Annotated in this window: 22 protein-coding genes and 1 pseudogene; 7 read left to right on the plus strand and 16 right to left on the minus strand. The window is 63.5% G+C overall.

From position 1 onward, the window contains the following. The first annotated feature begins 5 nt into the window (after positions 1-5). The gene (locus QCE64_RS22700; RefSeq protein ID WP_310006371.1) at positions 6-833 is read left to right on the plus strand and encodes an alpha/beta hydrolase; all 828 of its coding nucleotides are present in this window, start codon (positions 6-8) and stop codon (positions 831-833) included. Here the strand turns inward: QCE64_RS22700 and QCE64_RS22705 are convergent. The 3 genes from QCE64_RS22705 to QCE64_RS22715 all read right to left on the minus strand — a co-directional run bounded on the left by QCE64_RS22705 (position 822) and on the right by QCE64_RS22715 (position 2976). Beyond that, positions 822-1469 carry a VC0807 family protein gene (locus tag QCE64_RS22705; protein ID WP_309923799.1) on the minus strand — a complete coding sequence of 216 codons (648 nt, stop codon included), beginning with the start codon at positions 1467-1469 and terminating at the stop codon, positions 822-824. The two genes, QCE64_RS22700 and QCE64_RS22705, sit on opposite strands and share 12 nt — an antisense overlap. A gap of 136 nt (positions 1470-1605) precedes the next feature. Continuing rightward, positions 1606-1935 carry a hypothetical protein gene (locus QCE64_RS22710; RefSeq protein ID WP_310006373.1) on the minus strand — a complete coding sequence of 110 codons (330 nt, stop codon included), beginning with the start codon at positions 1933-1935 and terminating at the stop codon, positions 1606-1608. 150 nt (positions 1936-2085) lie between these two features. Then, positions 2086-2976 carry a LysR substrate-binding domain-containing protein gene (locus QCE64_RS22715; RefSeq protein WP_310006374.1) on the minus strand — a complete coding sequence of 297 codons (891 nt, stop codon included), beginning with the start codon at positions 2974-2976 and terminating at the stop codon, positions 2086-2088. A gap of 82 nt (positions 2977-3058) precedes the next feature. Here QCE64_RS22715 and QCE64_RS22720 point away from each other — a divergent pair, with 82 nt between their 5' ends. Continuing rightward, positions 3059-3826, plus strand: coding sequence for a sulfite exporter TauE/SafE family protein (locus QCE64_RS22720; protein ID WP_310006376.1), 768 nt, complete (start codon positions 3059-3061; stop codon positions 3824-3826). A gap of 177 nt (positions 3827-4003) precedes the next feature. Here QCE64_RS22720 and QCE64_RS22725 read toward each other — a convergent pair whose 3' ends face one another. The 7 genes from QCE64_RS22725 to QCE64_RS22755 form a co-directional block, all read right to left on the minus strand. After that, positions 4004-4447: a hypothetical protein gene (locus QCE64_RS22725; protein ID WP_309923808.1), complete on the minus strand. Its 444-nt coding sequence runs from the start codon at positions 4445-4447 to the stop codon at positions 4004-4006. Between the two features lie 284 nt (positions 4448-4731). After that, on the minus strand, positions 4732-4935 hold the full coding sequence (locus QCE64_RS22730) for a cold-shock protein (protein WP_008347993.1): 204 nt from the start codon (positions 4933-4935) through the stop codon (positions 4732-4734). 324 nt (positions 4936-5259) lie between these two features. Then, complete coding sequence (locus QCE64_RS22735; protein ID WP_310006378.1) at positions 5260-6531, minus strand: ABC transporter permease; 1272 nt, start codon at positions 6529-6531, stop codon at positions 5260-5262. Between the two features lie 33 nt (positions 6532-6564). After that, entirely contained in the window at positions 6565-8082 is a 1518-nt protein-coding gene (locus QCE64_RS22740) for a sugar ABC transporter ATP-binding protein (RefSeq protein WP_310006380.1), read from the minus strand. Positions 8083-8099: 17 nt separating this feature from the next. Next, positions 8100-9074, minus strand: coding sequence for a substrate-binding domain-containing protein (locus tag QCE64_RS22745; protein ID WP_309816041.1), 975 nt, complete (start codon positions 9072-9074; stop codon positions 8100-8102). A 75-nt stretch (positions 9075-9149) separates the two neighbouring features. Continuing rightward, complete coding sequence (locus QCE64_RS22750; RefSeq protein ID WP_310006383.1) at positions 9150-10259, minus strand: LacI family DNA-binding transcriptional regulator; 1110 nt, start codon at positions 10257-10259, stop codon at positions 9150-9152. A 96-nt stretch (positions 10260-10355) separates the two neighbouring features. Further along, positions 10356-10937, minus strand: coding sequence for a DUF1349 domain-containing protein (locus tag QCE64_RS22755; RefSeq protein ID WP_310006385.1), 582 nt, complete (start codon positions 10935-10937; stop codon positions 10356-10358). 145 nt (positions 10938-11082) lie between these two features. Here QCE64_RS22755 and QCE64_RS22760 point away from each other — a divergent pair, with 145 nt between their 5' ends. Next, the gene (locus QCE64_RS22760) at positions 11083-12435 is read left to right on the plus strand and encodes a DUF308 domain-containing protein (RefSeq protein WP_310006387.1); all 1353 of its coding nucleotides are present in this window, start codon (positions 11083-11085) and stop codon (positions 12433-12435) included. 15 nt (positions 12436-12450) lie between these two features. On the opposite strand, the gene QCE64_RS22765 is transcribed toward QCE64_RS22760, so the two are convergent. The 4 genes from QCE64_RS22765 to QCE64_RS22780 form a co-directional block, all read right to left on the minus strand. Next, on the minus strand, positions 12451-12708 hold the full coding sequence (locus QCE64_RS22765; protein WP_309816050.1) for a hypothetical protein: 258 nt from the start codon (positions 12706-12708) through the stop codon (positions 12451-12453). Positions 12709-12836: 128 nt separating this feature from the next. Next, complete coding sequence (locus QCE64_RS22770) at positions 12837-13898, minus strand: glycosyltransferase family 2 protein (RefSeq protein ID WP_310006389.1); 1062 nt, start codon at positions 13896-13898, stop codon at positions 12837-12839. Between the two features lie 1002 nt (positions 13899-14900). After that, the gene (locus QCE64_RS22775; protein ID WP_309923820.1) at positions 14901-15146 is read right to left on the minus strand and encodes a hypothetical protein; all 246 of its coding nucleotides are present in this window, start codon (positions 15144-15146) and stop codon (positions 14901-14903) included. A gap of 75 nt (positions 15147-15221) precedes the next feature. Continuing rightward, positions 15222-16274 (minus strand): LacI family DNA-binding transcriptional regulator, encoded by a 1053-nt coding sequence (locus QCE64_RS22780; protein ID WP_309923823.1) that lies wholly within the window; start codon positions 16272-16274, stop codon positions 15222-15224. Positions 16275-16421: 147 nt separating this feature from the next. On the opposite strand from QCE64_RS22780, the gene QCE64_RS22785 reads away from it, so the two are divergent. From QCE64_RS22785 to QCE64_RS22795, 3 genes and pseudogenes are all read left to right on the plus strand, one after another. Then, a complete protein-coding gene (locus QCE64_RS22785; RefSeq protein ID WP_310006391.1) occupies positions 16422-17501 on the plus strand; it encodes a fatty acid desaturase family protein in 1080 nt (359 codons plus the stop codon). 20 nt (positions 17502-17521) lie between these two features. Beyond that, the gene (locus QCE64_RS22790; protein ID WP_310006393.1) at positions 17522-17830 is read left to right on the plus strand and encodes a non-heme iron oxygenase ferredoxin subunit; all 309 of its coding nucleotides are present in this window, start codon (positions 17522-17524) and stop codon (positions 17828-17830) included. Positions 17831-17834: 4 nt separating this feature from the next. Continuing rightward, positions 17835-19077 (plus strand): annotated as a pseudogene (locus tag QCE64_RS22795) (NAD(P)/FAD-dependent oxidoreductase). Positions 19078-19086: 9 nt separating this feature from the next. On the opposite strand, the gene QCE64_RS22800 reads toward QCE64_RS22795, so the two are convergent. Continuing rightward, on the minus strand, positions 19087-21042 hold the full coding sequence (locus QCE64_RS22800) for a Cache 3/Cache 2 fusion domain-containing protein (RefSeq protein ID WP_309933423.1): 1956 nt from the start codon (positions 21040-21042) through the stop codon (positions 19087-19089). A 95-nt stretch (positions 21043-21137) separates the two neighbouring features. After that, positions 21138-22010, minus strand: a complete 873-nt coding sequence (locus tag QCE64_RS22805; RefSeq protein ID WP_310006395.1) for a DMT family transporter — start codon at positions 22008-22010, stop codon at positions 21138-21140. Between the two features lie 375 nt (positions 22011-22385). On the opposite strand from QCE64_RS22805, the gene QCE64_RS22810 reads away from it, so the two are divergent. Continuing rightward, the gene (locus QCE64_RS22810; protein WP_309923833.1) at positions 22386-23675 is read left to right on the plus strand and encodes an MFS transporter; all 1290 of its coding nucleotides are present in this window, start codon (positions 22386-22388) and stop codon (positions 23673-23675) included. The last annotated feature ends 1 nt before the right edge of the window (position 23676 follow it).

Raw genomic sequence — 23676 nt, forward strand, 5'->3', positions numbered from 1 at the left:
CCACCATGTCGACGACTTCGAAGAACGATAAAGCCGCTGTTTCCGTGATCGCCCTGCATTGCTCCGGCTCGGGCGCAAACCAGTGGCGGCCCTTGCGCGAGACGCTTGCCTCAATGAGTCCTCGGCACGCGTTCTTCGCGCCTGAGCACTACGGCTGCGACGGCGTCGGTCCGTGGGGCGGCGAGCGTGCCTTCACACTGGCCGACGAAGCGGCCCGCACGGTCGAGATCATCGATCGTCATCCGGGCCAGGTTCATCTGGTCGGTCATTCGTATGGCGGCGGCGTGGCGTTGCGCGCGGCGCTCGAACGCCCGCGCGACGTGGCAAGCATCACGCTGTACGAGCCCTCCGCCTTCAACTTGCTGAAGGGCATGGGCGCGGACGGCGCGCGCGAGTTCGCCGAGATCCTTGCGATCGCCTCGCGCACGGCGGAGGGCGTCGTGGCCGGCGACCTGCGCGGCGCCGCCACTGCTTTTGTCGATTACTGGGGCGGAGAGGGCGCGTTCTCGGCGTTGCGGCCTTCGGTGCAGTCAATGCTCACGCGCTGGGTGCCGAAGGCGCCGCTCGACTTTTGCGCGCTGATCCACGAACCGACACTGCCCAGCGCCTACGCGAAGCTGCGCATTCCCACCCTCGTGATGCGCGGCGAACATGCGCCCCCGCCGACGCGGCTCATCGCGGAGATCCTCAGCACGCTGATGCCTGTCGCGCAACTCATGACCGTGCCGGATGCCGGGCACATGGGGCCGCTCACGCATGCGGACAAGGTCAACGAAGCGATCGCGCTTCATATCGCGCAGTGTGGCGAAGCGCTGGAAAGCCTAGCCGAGTAGACCGTCGCGGGAAGGACCGCTCTCGCCCTGGCGTTCGATGAGTCTCGCGCGAAACCAGAAGGTCCACGCCAGCAGGCCGCCGTACATCGCGTAGCTCACGACAGGCGACACGACCAGATAGCGTTCCACCGGCCAGGTCCACGCGAACCAGAAGCGCAAGGCGGTTTCGGCCGTCAGCCCGATGCCCCAGACGAGCGTCATGAGTCGCAGCGAACTGCGCAGGCCGGCGCTTTCATTCCAATAGGCTTCGAAGCGCTCGGCGCCGTTTTCCTGTTCGCGCGTGACAGTGGCGCGCGCCAGATAAAAGATCAATGGGCGGTCGAACAGGAGCGAGATGAGGAAGACGATGCCGGTGGCGCCCGCGGCGAGCGATTCGCGCACGAGCAGGATGCGGGGACTGCCGCCCAGTGCGAGCAGCACGATGGACAGCGCGATGCCGAACAGGACCAGTGCGGAGAGCGCGTCGACGCGCCTCGTGCGTGCGAACTCGGCGAGACTCCAGACGAGCGGTGGTGCAGCCGATGCATATAGCGCCCCGACATCGCCCCAATGCGGCAGCGCGAGCCGGTAAGCGAGCCACGGCAGCAGAAGATTGGCAACGAGTTCGAGCAGCAGGCCGGGCTTGATCTTTTTCATGAGCTCGCGGAAGGGAATCGCGCGGTGCGCGAGAACATCTTGACCTTGAGCCCAGTATAAAAGAACAGCCGTGCTGGAATAGGGGAGATTGGCCGCCCGCGGCGTGGGCGGCCTTTTTTCAAGCCCGGCGCGAGTCTTACTTTCTGCCCGCCGCGGCGGCGCCATTCGCACTGTTCGCGCCATTCAAGCCATTGGCCGTGCCCGCATTGGCGGCATTCGGGTTGTAGGTCGAGTTGTTGTTATAGCCGGGATTCGTCGTATTGCTGTTGGCGTTGTTCGAATACGCGTTGTTGTTCGAGCGCAGTGGCTTGGGCTGCAGCGTCTGGTTGATGATCCCCATCTGCCCCATCTTCTTCGCGGCCTGGCTGTCGGCATTGGCCGCCGATGCAAAGCACAACCCGGCCGCGCCGGCGATCAGCGCGATGTGCATGGCGCGTCGCGGCGCGCGCGTGGAAACTTTCTTCATGACCGCCTCCTGTTTGGCGCTTGTCGTGTGAGCAAGCATATGAACGCGCTAAAGCGCGTGGCAAGCACTTAAGCATATAGGGTCGTGCAAGCCGAATGCCCAGTACAGAAAGGGTTTTGCCTAGGGGATTCATCGGATGTGAGGCACGCTTCAAGCGTGTTGAGCCCCTTCCTTGAGCGCCTCGGCGAGCAGGCGTGCGTGCGGTGTCAGCGCGTCGAAGTCGCGTGCGCACAGATGCAGGCGGCGCGTGGCCCAAGGCTCCGAGAGCGGCACGATGGCGAGCTCCGGCCGTTCGAGCATGCGCGCCGATGCCTCCGACAGGATCACGAGCCCGATGCCCGCCGCCGCGAGCATGCCGACATTGTCGACGCTGCGCATGCGGATGCGATAGTTGATCTGCCGCCCGATACGCGAGGCGCGCTCGGCCAGATGCATTTCAAGCGCGGCATCGGAGAGTCCGACGAACGCTTCTCCGACGATCTCCGCAAACGCCACCGCGCGTTCACCCGCGATGCGATGCGACCGGTGCGCCACGACGACCAGTTGATCCTGCGCGATCAGATGCGTCTGGAGCATGCCGAGATCCGTGGTATCGGAGACGACGCCGAGATCGGCGCGACCCTCGGCGATGATCTGCACGATGTCGACGCTCGGACGTTCATCGAGGTCGATGGAGAGATCGGGGTAATCGGCGAGGAAGCGTGCAAGCCGTGGCGGCAGCAGCGTGGCGAGCGCGGCGGTGTTCGAGAGCAGCTTGATGCGGCCTTTGAGGCCGGTGGCGAAGGAGCGCAACTCGCCGCGCATCTGCTCGACCTGACCGAGGATGGCGCGTGCGTGGCGCGCGAACGCTTCGCCGGCGGCGGTTGCCTGCACCCCGCGCCGGTTGCGCTCCAACAGCGGCGCACCGAGCGCCGCCTCCATGCCCGCGATGCGTTCGCTCGCGGAAGCCAGCGCGAGGTGCATGGCCTGCGCGCCCGCCGTGATGCTGCCGCGCTCGATGACGGTCAGGAACAGGCGCATGTCGGTGAGGTCGAAACGCATGACGCATGCTTCGGCGGAACCGAAGTCTCACATTGGAAATGCCAGATTGTAAGCGTGCAGTCCTGCCGATAGCATCTGTCGCATGCAATCCATTCTTCTCGTCAGCGGCGCAGGTTTTCTCGCGGGGGCCATGAACGCACTGGCCGGCGGGGGCTCGTTTGTCAGCCTGCCCGCGATGTTCGCCGCCGGCTTGCCACCGGTTCAGGCGAACGCTTCGAGCACCGTTGCATTGTTTCCCGGCGGCGTCGTGAGTGCCTGGGCGTATCGCGACGGGCTCGGGCCAGTCGGCTCGGTGCCTATCCGCTGGATGCTGGTCGTGACGTTGATCGGCGGCTTCACAGGGGCGGCGCTGCTGCTCTCCACGTCGTCGAAGACCTTCTCCTTCGTGTTGCCCTGGTTGCTGCTGTGCGCAAGCATCACGCTTGCCTTCGGGCGCAGGCTCGGCCAAACCTTGCGGCGCCGCTGGCGTATCGGCGCGCCTGCCGTGCTGTCCATTCAATTCGTGCTTGGCGTGTATGGCGGCTACTTTGGCGGCGCGGTCGGCATCATGATGATGGCTGTCTGGGGACTGCTCGATGCACGCGATCTGAAGAGCCTCAATGCGCCGCGCACGCTGCTGGTGAGCGCAGCCAATTCGGTTGCGGTGCTCACCTTCGCGGCCGCGCACGCCGTTCGCTGGCCCGAAACCATCGCCATGCTGCTCGCGGCGATGCTCGGCGGCTACGGCGGCGCACAGCTCGGCCGGCGCGCGCCGCCGCAACTGATCCGGGCGGGCACCTTGCTCGTCAGCGCCGGCATCACGATCGCGTTCTTCGTAAAGACCTACGCGCCGACGCTGTTCCACCGATAAAGCCTGTCCCGATGCACGGAGGCGATCATGATTCCCGCGCTGCTTGAAACCATCGGTGTGCTGTCCCTGCTGGCAAGCGTGCTGGCGAAGATCGCCTGGCTCTGCGATGACCCTTCGCGTGATGCGAAAGTCCCACATGCTGTGCGTTTCCCGCAAAGAGCACGCGAGGTCCGACGCTCAATGCGAGCCGGGAGCCAGGCCAGGAAGGCCGAGCGCGCTGCGCGCCGCATCGTAATCGCGGATGAAGCGCGGATCGTCGTCCATTTCACGCGTCATCCAGCGCGTGAGGTCGTCGCGGCAGGCAGGATCGGCGATATCAGCGAAGCATGGCGAGTTCGCCGACATCATGCTCGCGGCCCAGTAGAAACCGAATAGCGCCTGCTTCTCGGCGGGGTCCATCGTGATTGCGTGAGGATCCTTGCCGGAGAACCAGCGATCGAGCTTCGCTGCAAGCGCTGCCTCGGTCTCATGGCTGTCGTAGGAGAACACATAGCCGCCGCCAGCCTGAGCCGTATGGAAATCGTTGAGCACGACAGCGGAAGCAAAGCGCGCGGCGCGCGTGTTCAGGGCGAATGACTGTGCATGGGCGTCGCAAGCGGCAAACCACAAGGCGAAGAGCAATGCATTTGTTTTTTGCCGTACGCCTGCACGGCATTTTTTCCGATCGCTTGCCTGAATCACGGTATATGAAAGAAAGCATTTCGCCTAAGCGCGGGGCGGCCAAGCTAAAAATCATATTAATTCTACGGAATTCCGCCGCGTGCCGTGCGAAACGGAAACCTTGCACATTGCATGAGGCAAGTCCGCACGAGCCCGGAACACAAGGCCGGCATTTCAATTCCTGGGTTACCAATGCAAAACGGCCCTTGCGGGCCGTTTCGTGCCTGAAGGCTGAACCGCCTGACTTACAGCGGCTGGATCGTCGAAGCTTGCTTGCCCTTGGGGCCTTGCTTGACTTCGAAGCTCACCTTCTGGTTCTCCTGGAGTGACTTGAAACCCTTGGATTGGATTTCGGAGAAATGTGCAAACAGGTCTTCGCCACCGTCATCCGGCGTAATGAAGCCAAAACCCTTTGCATCGTTGAACCACTTAACAGTACCCGTTGCCATTTGTCCAAACCCTTTTGAGACGTATTCGGTTGAAGATGCGCTCTGAAATTTCGAGCGGCAGAGAGTTTTACCACGCCAGAACGCGAACTTCAAATAAGCGTTTCTGCTAAGAGACGTGACATTACATCGTCATACTCGCTGCAGCCAGTCTTGTCCGCCCGAATGTTTAGTTCGGAGACGCTATGTTCGGACTTTAATCAGGGGCGTGGATATGATTATCCATGACTTTCAGCCAGCCAAAAACAAATAAACATCATGCAGAGCACAGGTTATCCCTTTGGACACGGCCGTAGTCCCGCTCTGGAACCGGGTGCCGAAGGGGGCTCATCCTCCGCGCCCGGTGAAGCGCTTTAGCAGCCCGCGCTTGCCGATGTCAGTCTGCTGCAGGAATACCGCAATCACGATGATGAGCCCCTTGAGCACCAGTTGCGTGTTGCTGTCGATATCGTTGAGCAGGAGGATATTGCTCAAGAAGCCGAATATCAGCACGCCCGCGACCGTGCCCGACACACGTCCGACCCCGCCCGCGAGACTCGTGCCGCCGATCACCACGGCGGCAATGGCGTCCAGTTCCCAGCCCATGCCCGCATCGGCCTTGCCTTGCCGGTATTGCGCTGCGTAGAGCACGCCGACCAGCGCGGACAGCAGCCCCGAAAGCGCATACGCGGCCGTCTTGTGACGCGCGACGGAGAGCCCCGAGATCAGCGCGCACTTCTCGTTGCCGCCGATGGCGTACAGGTACTTGCCGAACACCGTACGGTTCATCACGAAGCCAACCACGACCGCGATCGCCAGGAAGAACAGCGCGGGCACCGGCACCACGTTGAAGAGCAGGGCGCGCAAGGCCTCGATGTCCGTGGTGGCGTTGGTGCCGCTGTAGATCGAATAAACCGCCGTGTCCTGGCCGGCAATCAGGCGTGCCGCGCCGAGCACGCCGACCATTGCGGCCAGTGTGACGATGAAGGGCTGCATGCGTCCGCGGGTGATGATCCAGCCGTTGAGCGCGCCGACCGTGAAGCCCGCGAGCGGCACGATGCCCATGACCGCGAGAAGCGGCATGCGATGCGCGCCATGCAACGCGATGCCGGCGCAGGCCAGCAACGCCGCGACGAGCGCGATGCCTGCCTGCGGCAGCACGCTCGCGGGCCGTCGCGCGGTCTTCAGGTTTCTTGTATTCAAAATGCCGCGTGCGATGCCGGACACGGTGAAGACGATGACGAACACCGCTATCGCCACCAGCACGAGGGATGCGTGGGTCGCGCGATTCCAGCCGTCGGTGGTGAGCAGCATGGCGGTGAGCACGCTGCCGAGGCCCATGATCGCGCCCACCGAGAGATCGATGCCCGCCGTGATGATGACAAGCGTCATGCCGATGGAGATCACGCCGACGTTCGCCACCTGACGGAACACGTCCGAGATATTGGCGCTCGACAGGAAGATGTTGGCGCCGTCGGCGGCATGCGGCGACGTAAGTGCGCCGACCACCAGCAGCACGATGAGCCCCAGGTAGTACTTGAGCGTCGTGAGGAAGGTGCTCAGGTGTCGCTGGCGGGCGCTGGCCGCGAGCTCGGCGAGTTGATCCTGCGCATGCAGCATGATGAATGCCTCCGTGTCTTCGCCCGGCTTGATTCAGGGCGATGCCATCCTGATGAGCACGTCGCCTGAAAACTGCTCGCGTTTCAGCACGCCGCGCGCGCGTCCTTCACACATCACGAGGATGCGGTCGCACAGCAACATCAGCTCGTCGATCTCCGAGCTCGCGACGATCACCGTCACGCCGCCGCGCGCGGCCGCCAGCGCTTGCCGGTAGATCTCGGCCTTGGCGGCCACGTCCACGCCGCGCGTCGGTTCATCGAGCAGCAGGATGCGCGGCCGGGTCATCAGCCACTTGCCGATGATGAGCTTCTGCTGGTTGCCGCCCGATAACGTGCTGGCGACCTGCGCGAGACTGCGATGCTTGACGTTCGACGCGCGCGCCTGCGATGCGGCCCATGCGTGCATGCGTGCGCGCCGATACAGCGGAAAGCCCGGCGCGCGCGATAGCGAGGGCAACAGCAGATTCGCTTCGAGCGAGTGATCGAGCACGAGGCCGTCTTTCTTGCGGTCCTCCGTGACAAACGCGAGTCCGGCGGCGGCCGCGCGATCCGGCGAGTCGATCGCGCGCGGCTGGCCGGCAATGCGAATCTCGCCGGTGCGCCGATAAGGCGACACACCGAAGATCGCTTCGAGTATCTCGGTCTTGCCCGCACCGAGCAGTCCCGAGATGCCGAAGACCTCGCCCTGCTGCACGGCGAACGAGACCTCGGCCACCGGCGCGCGTGCTGCGCCGCCAAGCGTGAGATCGCGCACTTCGACCGCAAGCGGGCGCGCCTGAGGCGCTTCAGCTTCAGTGCGCTCGGGCGGCGCGAAGTCCTTTCCGATCATCATCGAAACGAGCGCCTGGGAGGACTCCACATGCCGCATCGGCAGCGTTGCGATGCGCCGCCCATCGCGCAACACGGTCACGCGGTCCGCGACCGCGAAGACTTCGCTCAGGCGATGACTGATCAGCACGATACCCATGCCGCGCTCGCGCAACGCGCGGGTCAGGCCGAGCAGCGCGCGCGTTTCCGTGTCCGAAAGAGCGGAGGTGGGTTCGTCCATGATGAGGACGCGCGCGTCGGCGAGCAGCGCCTTGGCGATCTCCACGAGTTGCTTCTCGCCGACGCGCAGCGTGCCGACGAGCGTCTCCGGCCCAAGGCGAAAGCCCAGTTGCGTGAGCACGTTCATGGCGGCGGCGCGCATCGCGCGGCGGTCGGGGAAGCCCATGCGCGTGCGCATCTCCTTGCCGAGGAATATGTTATCGACGGCGGACAGCGTATCGACGAGATTCAACTCCTGATGAATGGTCGCGATGCCGGCGCGCGCGGCGTCGTTGACGCTCGACATGCGCGTGGCCTCGCCGCGCACACGGATGCTGCCTGAATCGGGCGCATACAGGCCGCCCAGTATCTTCATCAGGCTCGACTTGCCCGCGCCGTTCTCGCCGACGAGCGCATGAATCTCGCCCGCGGCGATGTCGAAGTCGACGCCCGCGAGCGCGGGACTGCCGTTGAACGATATCGACAGGCCCGCGGCCTCGACGAGCGGCGCAGTGACGGTTGCCATGACGCGTGTCCGCTCGTTCAGTGGCTCGCGATGTACTGCTTGGCGTTATCGGCGAAGATGCCCTGGGTCGGCAGCGTCACTTTCTTCGGCACCTTGTCGCCGTGCAGGACCTTGAGTGACTCGCGGATGCCTTCGGCGCCCGGCGTGGGATACATGAAAGTGCCGGCGAGCAGACCCTGTTCGACCCACGTCGCGCCTTCCTGCGGCAGGCCGTCGATGCCCACGAACTTGATGCTCTTCTCGCGGCCCGCATCCTTCGCGGCGAGATAGGCGCCATAGGCCATCGGATCATTGTGCGCGTAGACCACGTCGATCTTTGGCTGCACCCGCAGGACGGTCTTCATGTAGTCATAGGCCTTGTCCTGCTTCCAGTCGCAATCCACCCGTTCGCCCACGCGCTTGACGCCTTTCTCCTTGGCGAGCGCCTTGTCTGCGCCGTCGTGACGGTCGTGCGCGGGCTGTGCGCCGAAGCCGCCCCAGATCTCGACGAGACTGCCTTGCGCCTTGCCCGGCCCACCCATCAGCTTGACGATGAAGTTGCCCGCTTCCTCGCCGATCTGCACGTTGTCGCCGCCGATGAACTGCGTGAACTGCTCGCCGTTCACTTCGCGGTCGAGCACGAACACGGGAATGCCTGCCTTGAAGGCCTTTTCCACGACGCCGGTGAGCCCGGCCGACTCCTTCGGCGAGATGAAGATGGCATCCATCTTCTGCGCGATGAAGTTCTCCATGTCGGCGTTCTGCTTGTCAGTGCGATCGCCTGCGTCGGCGATGATGAGCTCGACCTCAGGATGCTTCGCGGCCTCGGCCTTCATGTCCTTGTTGAACTGCACGCGCCAGGGTTCGACGGTCGTGACCTGCGAGAACCCGAAGCGATATTTCTTTTGCTGTGCGAACGCGGGCTGCGAGATGAGCGCCGCGAGCGATCCCACTGTCCCGGCCAGCGGCACGGCGATGAGACTCGCGGTGATGATGCGTCGTTTGCTGTCCATTGCGTCTCTCCTGATGGGTTGGCCAGCTTGTGCGTGGTTTTTTAACGCCAAAAAATAAAACGTTATAGTGCGCCGCTAATGATCGGCGAGCGTCGCCCGCCTGCGGCCGCGCCCGGCGTTCTGGTGCGCCGGCTGGGTCTCCGCGCTGTCTTCCTTCTCCGTTGATCTGCGAGGCGGCGCGGTGCTCTCCCGCACGCGCAAGTCCGCCCGCATGCGCAAATGCACCGGCTCCGCGGCTTCGCCCTGCAACTGCTTGTGCAGCAGTTGCCAGATCGCTCCGCCCACCGCTTCAACCGGCTGATGAATCGAGCTGATACGGGGATGCAGCACGGACATCCATGGCGCGTCGTCGAACGAGAGCAGCGAGATATCCTCAGGCAGGCGCAGCTCGGCGTCGCGGATGGCACGCAGCGCGCCGAGCGTCGCCACGTTCGCGCCCGTGAACAACGCAGTGGGGCGCTCGCGTTCCGCCAGCAGACCGAGCGTGACCGTATGGCTCTCGGTATCGGTCATGCCGCAGACGACGATGCGCGCATGACGCGTGAGGCCCGCGCGCTTCATCGCCGCGAGATAGCCGTCCGCGCGCTCGCGGCTGTTGACCAGATCGAGCGCGTTGACGATGAACGTAACGCGCTTGTGGCCGAGCGCGATCAGATGTTCGGTGCCGTCGCGGGCGGCGCGCCGGCTGTCGGTGGTGACGGTGTTGGCGGGGAAGCTGTCGTCCACGCGGTCGGCCATGACGAGCGGGACATCGCATTCACGCAGCTCGTCGATCGCGTGGGCATAGCCGTGGCAGGGAATGATGATCATGCCGGCCACTTGCCGTGACAGCACGAAGCGGATGCGCTCCGCCTCGCGCTCGGGATCTTCCTGCGCATGCGCGAGCAACAGGCGATAGCCGCTTGCCAGCGCGTGGTCCTCGACAACACACAATAGTTCGATGAAGAAGGAGTTGGTGAGGTCCGGCACGACGAAGCCGATGGACGTCGAGCGGTTGCTGCGCAGTTCCGCCGCCAGGCTGTTGCGCCGGTAGCCAAGCTGGCGGGCCGCCTCCCAGACCTGCTGGCGGCGCGCGTCGCTGACGCCGTCGGCGCCCGCCATGACCTTCGACGCGGTGCCGAGCGAAACGCCGGCCGCGTTGGCGACATCCTTGAGCGTGCTGGTGATCTTCTTTCTTGAGTCCAAGGCGCGTTGACCGTCCGTATTCTGAAACGTTTCAGAATAGTAGAAAGTGTCGTGCGAAGGCGCAAATGAGTGTTTTTACCGAGCCGGCCGCAGGGCCTATATCGCGACGTCGTGCAGACCCTTGACGACGGGCGGTCCTATTTTGAGGTCCGAGAACCGGACCTCGAGACCGCCGCGCTCGGGCGTGCAACACATGGGTCCGACGTGCCACCCCGAGCCCGAGTGTGCTGGAAAGGGCGCGAGACGCATCAGGATCCAGTGCTTCTCGTCCGCGCTGCATTGCACCTTCAGTACGTTCTCCAGCACCGTGATGCGCAAGCGGAAGCGGTTTGCGTCGGCACGCGCGCCGAGCGACCAGTCGGAGAGACCGTCGGTCAGGACCGTGCTGAAGGTGAGGGCGCCGTCGTTGTACTCGGCGCCCGCCTTGACCCAGCGCTCGGCGCTTGCGCGCACCATGAGGCCCGCCTGGTCATAGAGCGCGGAAAACGCGCCTTCGACCGTTACTTCAGCGGTAAAGTCGCCTTCGACGGTTGCGCCGAACACATGGCCGTTGTCGCGTACGAAGCCGTAATGCGTCTTGCGCCAGAAATCGGTTCTGGCGTCGGTGGTGACATGGAGCGTATCGCCGTCGAGCTTCCATTGCGCGGGCTCGTTGATCCATTGGCACTGGTCGAACATGGCGTCTCCGTCGCGTGGGTCGCGGCGCCAGTATGGCATGGCTCGTCTCACGGCAGGCGCCGGATCATGATGCGGTGCAGCGCGCGATCTGCACTAACATGAACGATGAATGCGCATGAGTCGTCCCCGTTCAAAAGGAAGAACGATGGTCAAGCTGATGATGATCCTGCTGGGCGTGGACTATCTGCGCAATCGCTGGCGCAGCCTGATGGCGATCGGCTGGCTGTTGCTCATGGTCGGCATCGGCGTGTTCATCGATGCGCTCGACGGCGCGCTGGGTTTTCCCATCGAGCTCGTGGGCTGGCTGTTGCTGATCGAGAGCGTGCTTTCGCTGGCGGTGGCATGGGCAGGCGTCGGCGGACAGCGCAGGCTGCGTCATGCGAAGGGTATCGTCTTCCTGCTCACGGCCGCGCTGATTTTCGAAGGCAATCATCATGGCCACTTCATTCTGTCGATGCTGATCGGCGTGGCCTTCGTCTTCGATGGACTGCTTCAGGCGACGTCCGCGCTCGTCGTGCGCTACCGGCGCTTTCGCGTGGCGCTCGGGTTTGCGTTCTTCGAGATCCTGCTCGGCGTCTTCATGCTGCAACCCTATCCGACGCACTACAAAGGGACCGTGCCCTATTGCGTCGGGGCATTCTTCATCTTCGCAGGGATCAATCTGATCCTGATCGCGACCCGCGTCCGCAGGTTGACGGGCAATCCCGCATTACACGAGGCAGAGGTCGCGCGTCCTCCACAGCCTGCGCGTGAATGGGACGGCCCGCCCGCCGATGACGAGCCCGCGCTCACCGTGCATGTGTGGACGCCAGTGGGATCGTCGAAGGCGGAGACACAGTGGCATCCGGTCGTGGACCGCTATATCGCGGCGGTGGATCGCAACGGCGTCATCTCGACGGGACATGCGGCGCTCGAAGCGCCTGGCGGGCTTTATGTGAGCCTGTATCCGGCGGTGGAGATCGACCGCTCGCCGGACGACTTCGCGCGCCTGTTGCGTGCCACGCGTGAGAACGACGTGCCCGGCACGTTCCAGCCGAGCTATGAGTTCGAATCGAAAGCATGGTGTCCGTCGACGGTGCGCGTGCGTATTCGCAACTACGACCCTGCGCGGCTCGATAGTTTCTGGCGCAACTATCGGCAGGACACGACGTATAACCTCACGCACCGCAATTGTTCGAGCAGTGTCGCGCGTGCATTGGACGCTGCGCTGGAAGGAGCGGCGGGGCGCCTGTATGGCACGCATGCCGGCTGGGGCGCGCTGGTTCGCATGATTCTGACGCCGGAGTTGTGGGTCGCCGCGCAGATCCGCAAGCGCGCCGTGACGATGGCGTGGACGCCCGGTCTCGCGCTCGACTATGCCCGTGCGCTCAGCATGGTCGCCGATCCGCGGCCGTATGGGTGGCTCAAGGTTGCGCGCATGGCGTTGACGAAGATGCGCGACTCGCGGCGCGCGTGGCGTGGGGAAGGACCGCTTGCAGAGAGTGGCGAACGGGATTAGGCGCGTGCGAATCCGTCAGAGGTCGAGTTCGTCCTCGGCCTTGCGTGCCCGGCGTTCTTCATTGGCGCGGCGTGCGCGCAGGCGTTGGCGCGACAGCTGGGCGATGACTTCACCCGTGCTGGCGCCCGGCGGAATTTCGTTGCGAATGACCTTCGGCACCATGGGCAGACCCATGCGTTGTCTGCGCAACGCGCGCGCGATATGGGTGCGGCACTCCTGCCCGTGACAATCCCATTCGTCACGGATTCGCTCACAGTAGGGACATTTTTCCATCCCGGCAGTTTATCGCGAATCGCCGAAAGGTCTGTAAGCCGGGCGCGCCAGAAGAACGTGCTGACAAGCGAGTCAGCGTGCGGGCGAAGGAAGCGCAATCGATGCCTCCCGCCCGCACGCTGGCGCGCTCATCCGCTGAACTGGTTCGAGGCGCTCGAACGCCGCTCGCGCTGATGATGATCGAGACTGCGCCGCAAGACCTTCTTCACGAGCCCTTTAAGGAAGTGGATCGAACGATCCGCGCGCACGTTCAGATCGAAAGGCTTGAGCTCGACGACTTCGCGGCCGCTGCGTTCGGCGAGTGTCGTACGCGTCTTGCGATGATCGACCGCCATCGCCGACAGCGTCTCGGAGGCCTGCTTGAACGAGGCGCGATCCACGCGCGCGCACACATGGCAGGCGCGATGGAACAGCTTGTCGAACACAGTGAGCCAGTAATCGTCCATCTCGCCGCCGTTGCAACGCGCGAGCGCTTCGCGGCCATTGAGATGGAGATCCTCGACATCGTTCAGCGAGGCGCATTGCGTGATGCTGCCGAAGCGCCGGCGATAACCGATGAGCGGCGTCGGGACGCGATACAGGCTGCTCGCGCGGAGATACGTGGAGGGCACCACGGCCGCATCCTCGTAATGACGTCCGACAGGGAACGGCGCTTCGTCGAACAGGGAGGTGCGATAGACCCGCGCCCACACGAAGGTGTGGAAGTCGTCGGCGAAGTGCTGCAGCGCGGCCCGGTCCATGGGCGCGCCGCCGCGCGTGTCGCCGTCCACGATGTTGATCTCGTCGAGTTCGCGGCCTTCGTCGTCGATGATCTTGACGTTGTATTCGACGATATCCCACTTGTTCTCGGCCAGCACCGGAATGATCGACTCGCCGAAGCTCTTGAGGAAGACGTCGTCGCCATCGAGAAAGCCGACATAGGGCGTGCGCACCGACTTGAGGCCGGTATTGCGCGCCGCGCTCAGGCCACCGTTCTCCTGATGCACGAGTTCGATATGCACGCCGCGGTCGCGCTCGACAATCGCGCGCGCGGCGGCATAGGTCTGGTCGCGAGATCCGTCATCCACCACGATGATCTTCATTGCATCGATGCAGGGCTGGCTCAGGAGGGACTCGAGCGCTTCCTCGATGTAACCCTCGATGTTGTAAGCCGCGACGACGATGCTAAGCAGCGGGGTCGTGTCTCGCAAGGAGTCACTCTCAAACGGCATATATGACGCTCTCCGTCGATGATTGGGCTATGTCTCCTTGCATCGTGTGCAAGGAGCCTCGTCAATACGCGACGTGTGGCGAAACAGAGCCTTTCGCGCCAAAGCGAAAAATGCTCCGCCCAACGCGCCACACGGCGAGTCGTGCAGTGGTCTGTCAGTAACGGCGGGCTCGTTCACCGTGTAACGGCGGGGAGAGCCATTCGGAATGCCGATGCGGCGCAGCCAGTCACGCAGGACTTACGACAAGCAAGCCGCATGATCGGTCTGTCGACGCTTATTGTTGGTGCATGTCGCGTCATTCGGCCGGCCCCGGAAGCCCCGGCGTGACGCACATGTCAATCGAGCCAACGCCATATAGCACGTTGTAAGGGGCGGGTTCCCCAGCGTTTTTTCACTTCACTGACGCCATTCCCGTTGTCACCGAGTTACCGTGCCTGTTCTATGCGGAACTCCCTGACAGATCAGGCTGATTGCGTGGCCTGCATGTTAGCCGCTCAAAAAAGACCAGATTGCGCGACTGGTCAAACCAGTCATCGAAGTCCTGCCTCTTTGAAGACAACAATACGAAATCGTTCACGCACTACGCGTACTTATTGCATTGCGCGTGCATCCGTTACCCTTCTTGAATCTTGCGGTGTCACTTCAGTGATAACCCTTACTATGCTCCGGGCTCAAGTTTGCCTGCTCCGTGCGGTCCGCCACATGGGAGTGACATCAAACCCTCTGATTAGTGACAAACCGTTTCATTTTGCAAGCACGTATAGCAAGCGCAGGCATATTTTTCATGACAACTCCGATCGCGCCGCAGGGCGCTGAAAAATATGCTGATCACGTCCAGATGTGATGCGGGCTGGACAATCATGCAGTTCGTTACAGCAGAAGCAGTCGAGAGGCTTTAGCAAGCGTAATGCCACTGCATATCTGCTTCTGCTTCTTGATCTGAATGGCTGCAATGAAAGGAAAATGAATGAAAGCCAGGTTTCAACGATGCTTGTAGAGCGACTGTCCGAGTGCTTGCTCTGAAGGCTGGGTCAGCCATGCGTCCTGACGAGGGCTGACACCGGAGCCCGGTTCATGCATGTGCTGCGTAACAGCATAGATGACTTTTGATTGATGCAAAGGGCCATCGTGCAGCAAGCCTGACGAGGCGGGCGTTTCGGTTTGCGCATAAGTGAGCGCGGGCACTGCCATGGCGACAGCCAGCAGGGCCGCAAGAGGCATTTTCATGAGCGTCTCCTTGATCGTGTGGGAACTCACGAAGCAGGTTAGGCGCGCAGAATGAGTGCAAGCTTAGCCGCCTTCTCAGACGTTCTCCGGCGTGTAGAGCTGCGCGGGCAACGGATACTGACTCGCCAGTGCGGACTCGCCGGGGAGTGCCTGCAAGGCGCGTAACATGGCCTGCACGGCTGTTTCGGCAATGCGTTGCAGCGGCGTGTCGATCACCAGATCGATGACGCCTTCCACAAGCGCTTCGTAGCGGTCCGGCATCAGATCGCTGCACACGGTGACGATGCGTCGCTCCGAAGCCTCTTCACGCAGCGCGCGAATCACGCCGCCCACACCGCCGCCGGGAATGTAAAGGCCGGCGAGATCGGCATGGCGCGCGAGCATCGCCAGGGTAGCTTCGTAGGCGAGTTGCTTGTCTTCGAGGTTGATCTGCGTGTCCAGCACGCGCAATCCTGGTGCATGTTCGCGCAGATAGGAACGAAAACTGATCTCGCAGCTTTCCTGTCCCAGATAACGCGGTGTGCCGACGAACACGCCCACCGTCCCTTCGTTGCGATGGGCCAGCCGGCTCACGGCCCATGCGGCGGTGCGTCCGCTCTTGCGCGGATCGACGCCGATGTAGCCGGCGCGCAATGGCGCGCTCAAGTCCGATAACAGCGTAACCGTGGGCTTGCCTTGCGCGTGCAGGGTTTCGATCGCGGCTGTCACATGCGGATGATCGACAGCCACGACACCGAGCGCGTCCGCGCTATCGCCCAGTGCAAGCAGCGTGCGGGCGATCGAAGCCGGATCGAGTTCGTCCATGTATTCGATGACGGCCTTGCAGTCCTCGGGTTCGTGTCGCGCGGCGGCGTCGGTGAGGATGCGCGCAAAGCTCTGATAGAACGGATCAGCGCGTTTCTGAAGACAGAAGCCCAGTGTGTGGCGCTCGCGGCGTTCGCCGCGCTGCGCGCGCAAGCGCTCCCGCATCAATCCGGCGCCGTGATAGCCGATGCGTTCGGCGGCTTCGATGACGCGTAGCGCGGTGCCATCGCGGACGCTCAGACGCCCGTTGAACACGCGATCGACGGTTGCCGGACTCACGCCGGCCGCTTCGGCCACTGACTGAAGTGTGGGACGCTTGCTCATCGATTGATGTAAATGATGGGTTTCAAACGTGCGCAATGATGCTTAAAGATAGCAAATGCGCGCGCATATTGCGTGCGGGAAACGTCGCTCCTATTATCGATTCCAACAAGAACCCATGATGTGAATCCAATCAAAGCTTGAGGTGACATGATGGAATCGCGGCAGCCCGGGGAGACGGGCGAGCATGAGCGGCATCGCGCATACCGGCTGATCGATGGAGACGGAGAGCGGGCGAAGCTGGCCGGTCTCGTGAATGCGGAGTGGTACAAATGCGCCGTTCCGAGGCCGGTGATGAAAGGCCTGATGCAGCGAAGCGATGCTCGTGCGATACGCGACACGCTGCTGTGGTATGCGGCCATCGTCGCGAGCGGCGTGCTTGCATGGTTCGCCTGGCGCGCGCATTCGCCATGGGCGATTCCCGCGTTCTTCCTGTATGGCACGCTGTATTGCAGCCCCGCGGATTCGCGCTGGCATGAGAGCGGTCACGGCACTGCATTCAGGACGGCATGGATGAATCAGGTGCTGTATCAGATGGCATCGTTCCAGGTGTTCCGTCGGCCCACCATCTGGCGCTGGAGTCATGCGCGACACCACACCGACACCCTGGTGGTAGGCCGCGACCGCGAGATTGCCGTGCCGCTGCCCACCGACTGGCTGAGCCTCGCGCTGAACGTCTTCGCGCTGAAGCACGCGGCGGCGGAGGTACCGAAGATGATCTCGGCGGCGTTCGGCGACATCGGCGAGGAAGAAAAGACCTTCGTACCCGAATCAGAATGGCCGAAGGTGATCCGGGAAGCACGCATTCATCTGAGCATCTACATCGCGGTGATTGCGTCGTGCTTCATATTCCGCTCGATCCTGCCGTTGCTTTACGTCGGTTTGCCGAGCCTGTATGGCGCGTGGCTCTATCTCTACTTCGGTCTCACGCAGCATGCGGGCATGCCCGAGAACGTGCTCGATCATCGCAAGAACTGCCGCACCGTGATGATGAATCCGGTCTTCAGGTTTCTTTACCTGAACATGAACTATCACGTCGAGCACCATATGTTTCCGATGGTCCCTTATCACGCGCTGCCGCGTCTTCACGATGCCGTCAAGGACGACATGCCGCCGCCTTATCCGAGTTCGCTCGCGGCCTATGCCGAGATCATTCCAGCGCTGATGCGGCAGACGCGCGATCCGTCGTATCACGTCGAGCGGCCCGTGCCGGCCGCCACGCAGCCCTGAGCCCCGAAGGAGACAAGAACATGACGCAATGGATCGATGCAGCCGCGCTGGACGACATAGAAGACGAGGATGTCATGCGCTTCGACCATGACACGCGCACGTTCGCGATCTATCGCGTGAACGACGCCGTCTATGCAAGCGAGGGCCTGTGTACGCATGAACAGGTTCATCTGAGCGACGGCTTCGTCATGGATCATGTGATCGAATGCCCGAAGCACAACGGCCGTTTCGATATCCGCGATGGCCGGCCCCTGTGCGCGCCAGTATGTGAAAAGCTCAGGACCTATCCGGCGAAGGTCGAGGGCGGTCGCATCTTCATCGAGATCTGATGCCATGACCGACCAGCACGATGCCCGGGCGATGGTGATCGTCGGTGCGGGGCATGCCGGCGGGCGTGCCGCCGCTGCGCTGCGTGAGTTCGGATGGCGCGGGCGCATCGTGATGATCGGCGCGGAGCCGCATCTGCCTTATGAGCGGCCGCCTTTGTCCAAGCAAGTGCTGACCGGCGAGGGCGATGTGTTGCAGTGTGCGCTGCGCAGCCGCGATGCATGGGAGGCGGACCGGATCGAGCACAAGGTGGCCAGCGTCCGCGGCATCGTGCCGGGTTCGCGTGAAGTGATGCTCGCCGATGGCAGCCGCATCGCGTATGAAGCCTTGCTGCTGGCTGCCGGAGGACATGTACGCAAGCTCTCTATCCCCGGCGCGCAGCTCGACGGCGTCATGACGCTGCGCACCCTCGACGATGCCTTGTGCATCGCGCCGCGTCTCGTCAGCGGAGCGCGCGTGCTGATCGTCGGTGGCGGGTTCATCGGGCTGGAGGTGGCGGCGTCGGCACGCATGCGGGGTTGTGAGGTCAGCGTGATCGAAGGGGCGGCGCGGCTGCTTGGACGCGCAGTGCCCGAAGGCATCGCGTACAGCGTGCAGCGTCTGCACGAGCGCAATGGTGTCGCGATACACGTGGGCGTTGCACCGGTCGAGATCGCTCGCACATCACAAGGCGTGCTGCGCGTCCTGCTGTCGGACGCGCGTTCAATCGATGCGGACATCGTGATCGTCGGCATCGGTATCGAACCCGCGGACGAACCTGGCGCGGGACGCCGGTCTTGTCGTGAATCGCGGCGTCATCGTGAATGCGCAACTGGAAACGTCGGCGCCGGGCATCTTCGCGGCAGGCGATATCGCGATCCATCCAAGCCGCTTCACGGGCGCGCCCATCCGTCAGGAAACCTGGCACAACGCCGAAACCCAGGCGCGCACAGCTGCCCGGAACATGCTCGGCGCGCAGGCCGCTCATGACGATGTGCCGTGGTTCTGGTCCGATCAGTACGACCATCAGTTGCAGGTGGCGGGCGAGCCGTTGCTCGGCACGCGCACGGTGCGGCGCGCGCCGGGAGAGTCGGCTTCGATGGACTTTCATTTCGACGCGGCGAACCGGCTCGTGGGCGTAAGCGGATTCGGCCCGGCTCACGTCATCGCGAAAGACATGAAGCTTGCGCGCATGCTCGTGGAGCGCGGTCTGTCACCGTCCGCGGATGTGCTCAGCGATGCAGGCTTCCGGTTGAAGGCACTGCTTTGAAGCGGCGCGTCAGACGCGGAAGCGGCTGACTGCTTCTTCGAGTTGCCCCGCCTGATCGCGCAGTTCGGCGGCGGAGTGTTCGGCATTGCCGACGAGCGTCGCATTCTGCTGCGTCGCTTCGCCGATCAACATGACCGCGCTGTTGACCTGCTCGATGCCGCTCGCCTGCTCACGCGAGGCCACGTCGATCTCGCCGACGATGGCGTTGACGCGCGCCACGCGTTCGAGAATGCCGTTCATCGTGCTGCTCGCTTCCTCGGCGATGCGATAGCCGTGCGAGACCCGCGCGGCCGACTCGGCGATGAGCGCTTCGATTTCCTTCACGGCGCCCGCGCTGCGTTGCGCGAGCACGCGCACTTCGGCGGCGACCACCGCGAAGCCCTTGCCATGCTCGCCTGCGCGCGCGGCCTCGACCGCGGCATTGAGCGCCAGGATGTTGGTCTGGAACGCGATGCCTTCGATGGTCGCGGTGATGTCGGCGATGCGACGCGCCGATGCATCGATATCGCCCATGGTCTGCACCACGCGCGCAACGGCGTCGCCCCCGGCGCGCGCCGCATCCGATGCCGACGACACCAGCTCGCCAGCTTGCGCGGTGTTGGCGGCGTTCTGCCGCACGGTGGACGTGAATTGCTCCATGCTCGCGGCCGTTTCCTCGACGCTCGCGGCCTGCGTGGCGATGCGCGTGGCAATGTCGCTGCTGTCCGAAGCAATCCGGCCGGTTCCTTCGTTCATGCCGGCCGACGCATGGCGCACCTGCACGACGATGCCGGCGAGACCGCGCGCGATGCCGTCGATGGCGCGCATCAGGCGGCCGATATCGTCTTCGCGCGCACTGTCGATGCGGACCGTGAGATCACCAGCGGCGATGCGTTCGGAAGCGCGCGTGATCTTGTCGATGGGATGCCCGACGAGCCGCGCGACCGCATAGAGCAGCACGGCGACCAGCATCACGACGACGATGAGCCCGATGGCAAGGAACACATTGCGGCTGTGATCCACGTCCGCGAGCAGTTCGTCGCGATAGGCAATGCCGCCGATCATCCATTGCCATTGCGGCACGCTCATGTAGACGATCTCCTTGGTGCCGCCATGCACGCGCGGATCGGCGCCGGGAATGTCGGCGCCTTCGAACACGAGCTTGCCTTCGCGTGTATCGAGCATGTGCGCGAAGGGCGCGACGCGTTCGTCCATGCTCTGGCCTTGCGCTCCGGGATGCACCAGCAGCTTGCCGCGATTCGCGCCATTCGATGCATCGACGACGAAGTGATAGCCGCTCGCGCCGATCGCCAGCTTCGCGATGGTGTCCTGCAGCGCGGCGAACTCCGCGGTGACGTCGACGCCTACGAACAGCGCGCCGATCACGCGGCCGGACGTGTCCACGACCGGCTTGTACTCGGTGATGTATTGCTTGCCGAACAGCGCCGCGATGCCGATATACGGCTTGCCGGAGAGGATCGGCGCATAGGCCGGGCCCTTGCGGTCGAGCAGCGTGCCGATGGCGCGCGTGCCGTCCTGCTTCTTCAGCGACGTCGTGACGCGGACGAAGTCGTCGCCGGTGCGGGCGAAGATCGTCGCGATGGCGCCGCTGTCCGCGAGAAACGCATCGGGAATCGTGAAGTCGTTGTTGAGGGGCTTGTCGCCGGCCAGCATGGTTGGTGTCGACGTGCCGGCGATCTCGACCGTATGCGCGGGGTCGAGCGTGAACGAAGACGGCAGGCGATGCGCGAACAAGGTCATGAAGCGCGAGACTTCGGCGCTCACGGCCTTGTCATAGAGGCCGATCATTGTGGCAATGGACCGGTTCTCGCTCTCGACACGCGCCAGCGCATGCGTGTCCACCTGTTCTCCGGCGCGCTTCGTGACAGCGAGGGTAAAGAAAGCAATGGCGATCGCCGTGAGCGCGCAGGCGAGCACGGCAAACTGGGTCCCGACGTTCATGCGGGCCAGACGAGTTCGAAACATGGGCAGTGGTTGAACGTTATATGTAGTAGTGGTCCTTATCGGCAGCCGGCGCGTGCGTCTTTAATTTTTCGCTTGGGGCAGGACACCGCAATGTGCTAGCGGCGCTGACGCATCGCGAGCGCGACGCCCGAGAGCGTCAGTGCCATCGCCATGGCTTCGCGTGCGCCGAGCGGCTCGCCCAGCGTGACGGCCGCGGCGACGATGCCCATGACCGGCACGAGCAGCATGCCGATGGCGGCGACCTCGGCGGGCAGCCGGCGCAGGGTGGCAAACCACGCCAGATAGCACGCGCCCATCGGTACGAGGCTCATGTAGACCATGACGGCCCAGCCATCGAACTTGAGCGCCGCGAACGAAGGATGCTCGATCATCGCGCCGAGCAGGACCATCGGCACGCAGCCGATGCCGACTTGCCAGGCGACCAGCGTGATCGGCGCGACGGGCATGGGTCCATGCGTGATGACCGTGCCAAGCGCGAACAACACTGCCGCCGCCAGCGCAAAGGCGATGCCGGCGAGCTTGCCGCCATCGAACAAAAATCCGTGCCCCGAAAGCAGGACGATCACGCCGGCCAGGCCCAGAGCGAGGGCGCAAAATCCGGCGAAGGAGGGCTTGCGCTTCGACATGGGCCACGCGAGCAGCATGGCCCAGATCGGCATGGTGTAGACGAGCAACGCGCCTTCGCTCACGGATAGCCATTTCATCGACAGCGTGGCGAAACCCATCCAGGCGAACACGTTGATCGCGGATGCGAGGAGCAGGCGCGGAACACATGCGCGCGGCACGCGAAGGTTTTCCCCGGCAAAGACCGCGATAAGGCTCAGCAGGACGGCGGCCGTCACGCCCGCGACGCCGCGGGAGAAGAGCGGCGGCCATTCGCGCAGCAGAACCTTCATGGCCGGCCAGTTGAGCGCCCAGCCGATGGCGGTGACAAGCAGATAGATGAACCCCGTGAGACGAGAAGGCATGACGCGCGCGATGCGTTGCGATGGATGAATGGGGCTCGATCTTACAGGCGCGCGTAGACGCGGTTGGAATACAAAACACCTGATGCATAAAACCGTTCGCTTCTGGGAAAAATCGTAGAAAACGATTAACTTTTCGGTTGAGGCTTGCTCGGATCCCGCCAGAATGCCTGTGAGGCCGTGCTGTTGTGCGACCTAGGGCAAACACCAGGATGGTCACTCCGGTTCAAAACGACTATTCTTGATAAAACGTTTTCCAAAACGGCTGTATGGGTGACCGTCTGGTGCCTCCGGATGGATCCGCCCGCGGCGCTCGTCGCCCAATCCATGCAACAAAGAACGCGGCACGACGAGCGCCGCCGCGTCCGGAGACTCTTCATGAACACTGTCGTTGCCGGCGTCGTACGAACCGCCAGCCGTTATCGCTGGACCGTGTGCGCGCTGCTCTTCTTCGCCACGGTCATCAACTACATGGACCGGCAGATCCTCGGTCTGCTGGCGCCAATGCTTCAGCACGACATCGGCTGGACGCAGGTGCAGTACGGCCGCATCGTCATTGCGTTCTCGGCGTTTTATGCCATCGGCCTGCTGTGTTTCGGGCGGATCGTCGACTGGCTCGGCACACGCATCTCCTATGCGGCTGCGATGTTCATCTGGAGTATCGCGGCGATGCTGCACGCAGCCGTCGGGTCGGTGATGGGCTTCGCGATGGTTCGCGCACTGCTCGGCATCGGCGAAGGCGGTAATTTCCCGGCCGCGATCAAGACCACCGCCGAGTGGTTTCCGCGTCGCGAGCGTGCACTCGCCACTGGCATTTTTAATTCAGGTGCAAACATCGGCGCGGTCTTTGCGCCCGCGCTCATTCCGGCTCTGGCGGTGGCTTTCGGCTGGCGCGCGGCGTTCGTGCTGGTGGGCGCCGTCGGCCTCGTGTGGCTCGTCGTGTGGTTCGTGATGTATCGCCAGCCGGACGGCAGCGCGCACGACGACGAACTCGCCGATGAAGGCGACGAGGCGAAGATCGCCGACGCCGCCCATGCGAAGGCCGGCGCACCGGGCTTCAAGGAACTCATCAGGAAGCGCGAAACGTGGGCGTTCATCGTCGGCAAGTTCCTGACGGACCCGGTGTGGTGGTTCTATCTGTTCTGGCTGCCGAAGTGGCTCAATGAATCGCGTGGCATGGACATGCAGCACATCGGCCTGCCGCTCGTCGTGATCTATGCGATCACCACGGTGGGCAGTATCGGCGGCGGCTGGATCTCGTCGGCGCTGCTGCGCTCGGGCTGGACCGTGAACGCGGCGCGCAAGACTGCGATGCTGATCTGCGCCTGCGCGGTACTGCCCATCGCGTTCGTCTCGCAGGCGGAGAACCTGTGGGTCGCGGTGGCGATCGTCGGTCTCGCGGCGGCGGCGCACCAGGGCTGGTCGGCGAATCTGTTCACGACCGCATCGGACCTGTTCCCGCGCCGCGCGGTGGGTGCGGTGGTCGGTATCGGCGGCATGGCTGGTTCGATCGGCGGCGTGCTGTTCTCGGAAGTGATCGGTCAGGTATTGCAGCGCACGGGTCACTACTGGGTGCTGTTTGCGATCGGTGCGTCGGCTTATTTGATTGCATTCGCAATCATGCATGTACTGACGCCGAAGATGACGCCGGCGAAGCTTGCCGGTTGAG

It is taken from the genome of Caballeronia sp. LZ043 (assembly GCF_031451075.1).
Classification (GTDB): Bacteria; Pseudomonadota; Gammaproteobacteria; order Burkholderiales; family Burkholderiaceae; genus Caballeronia.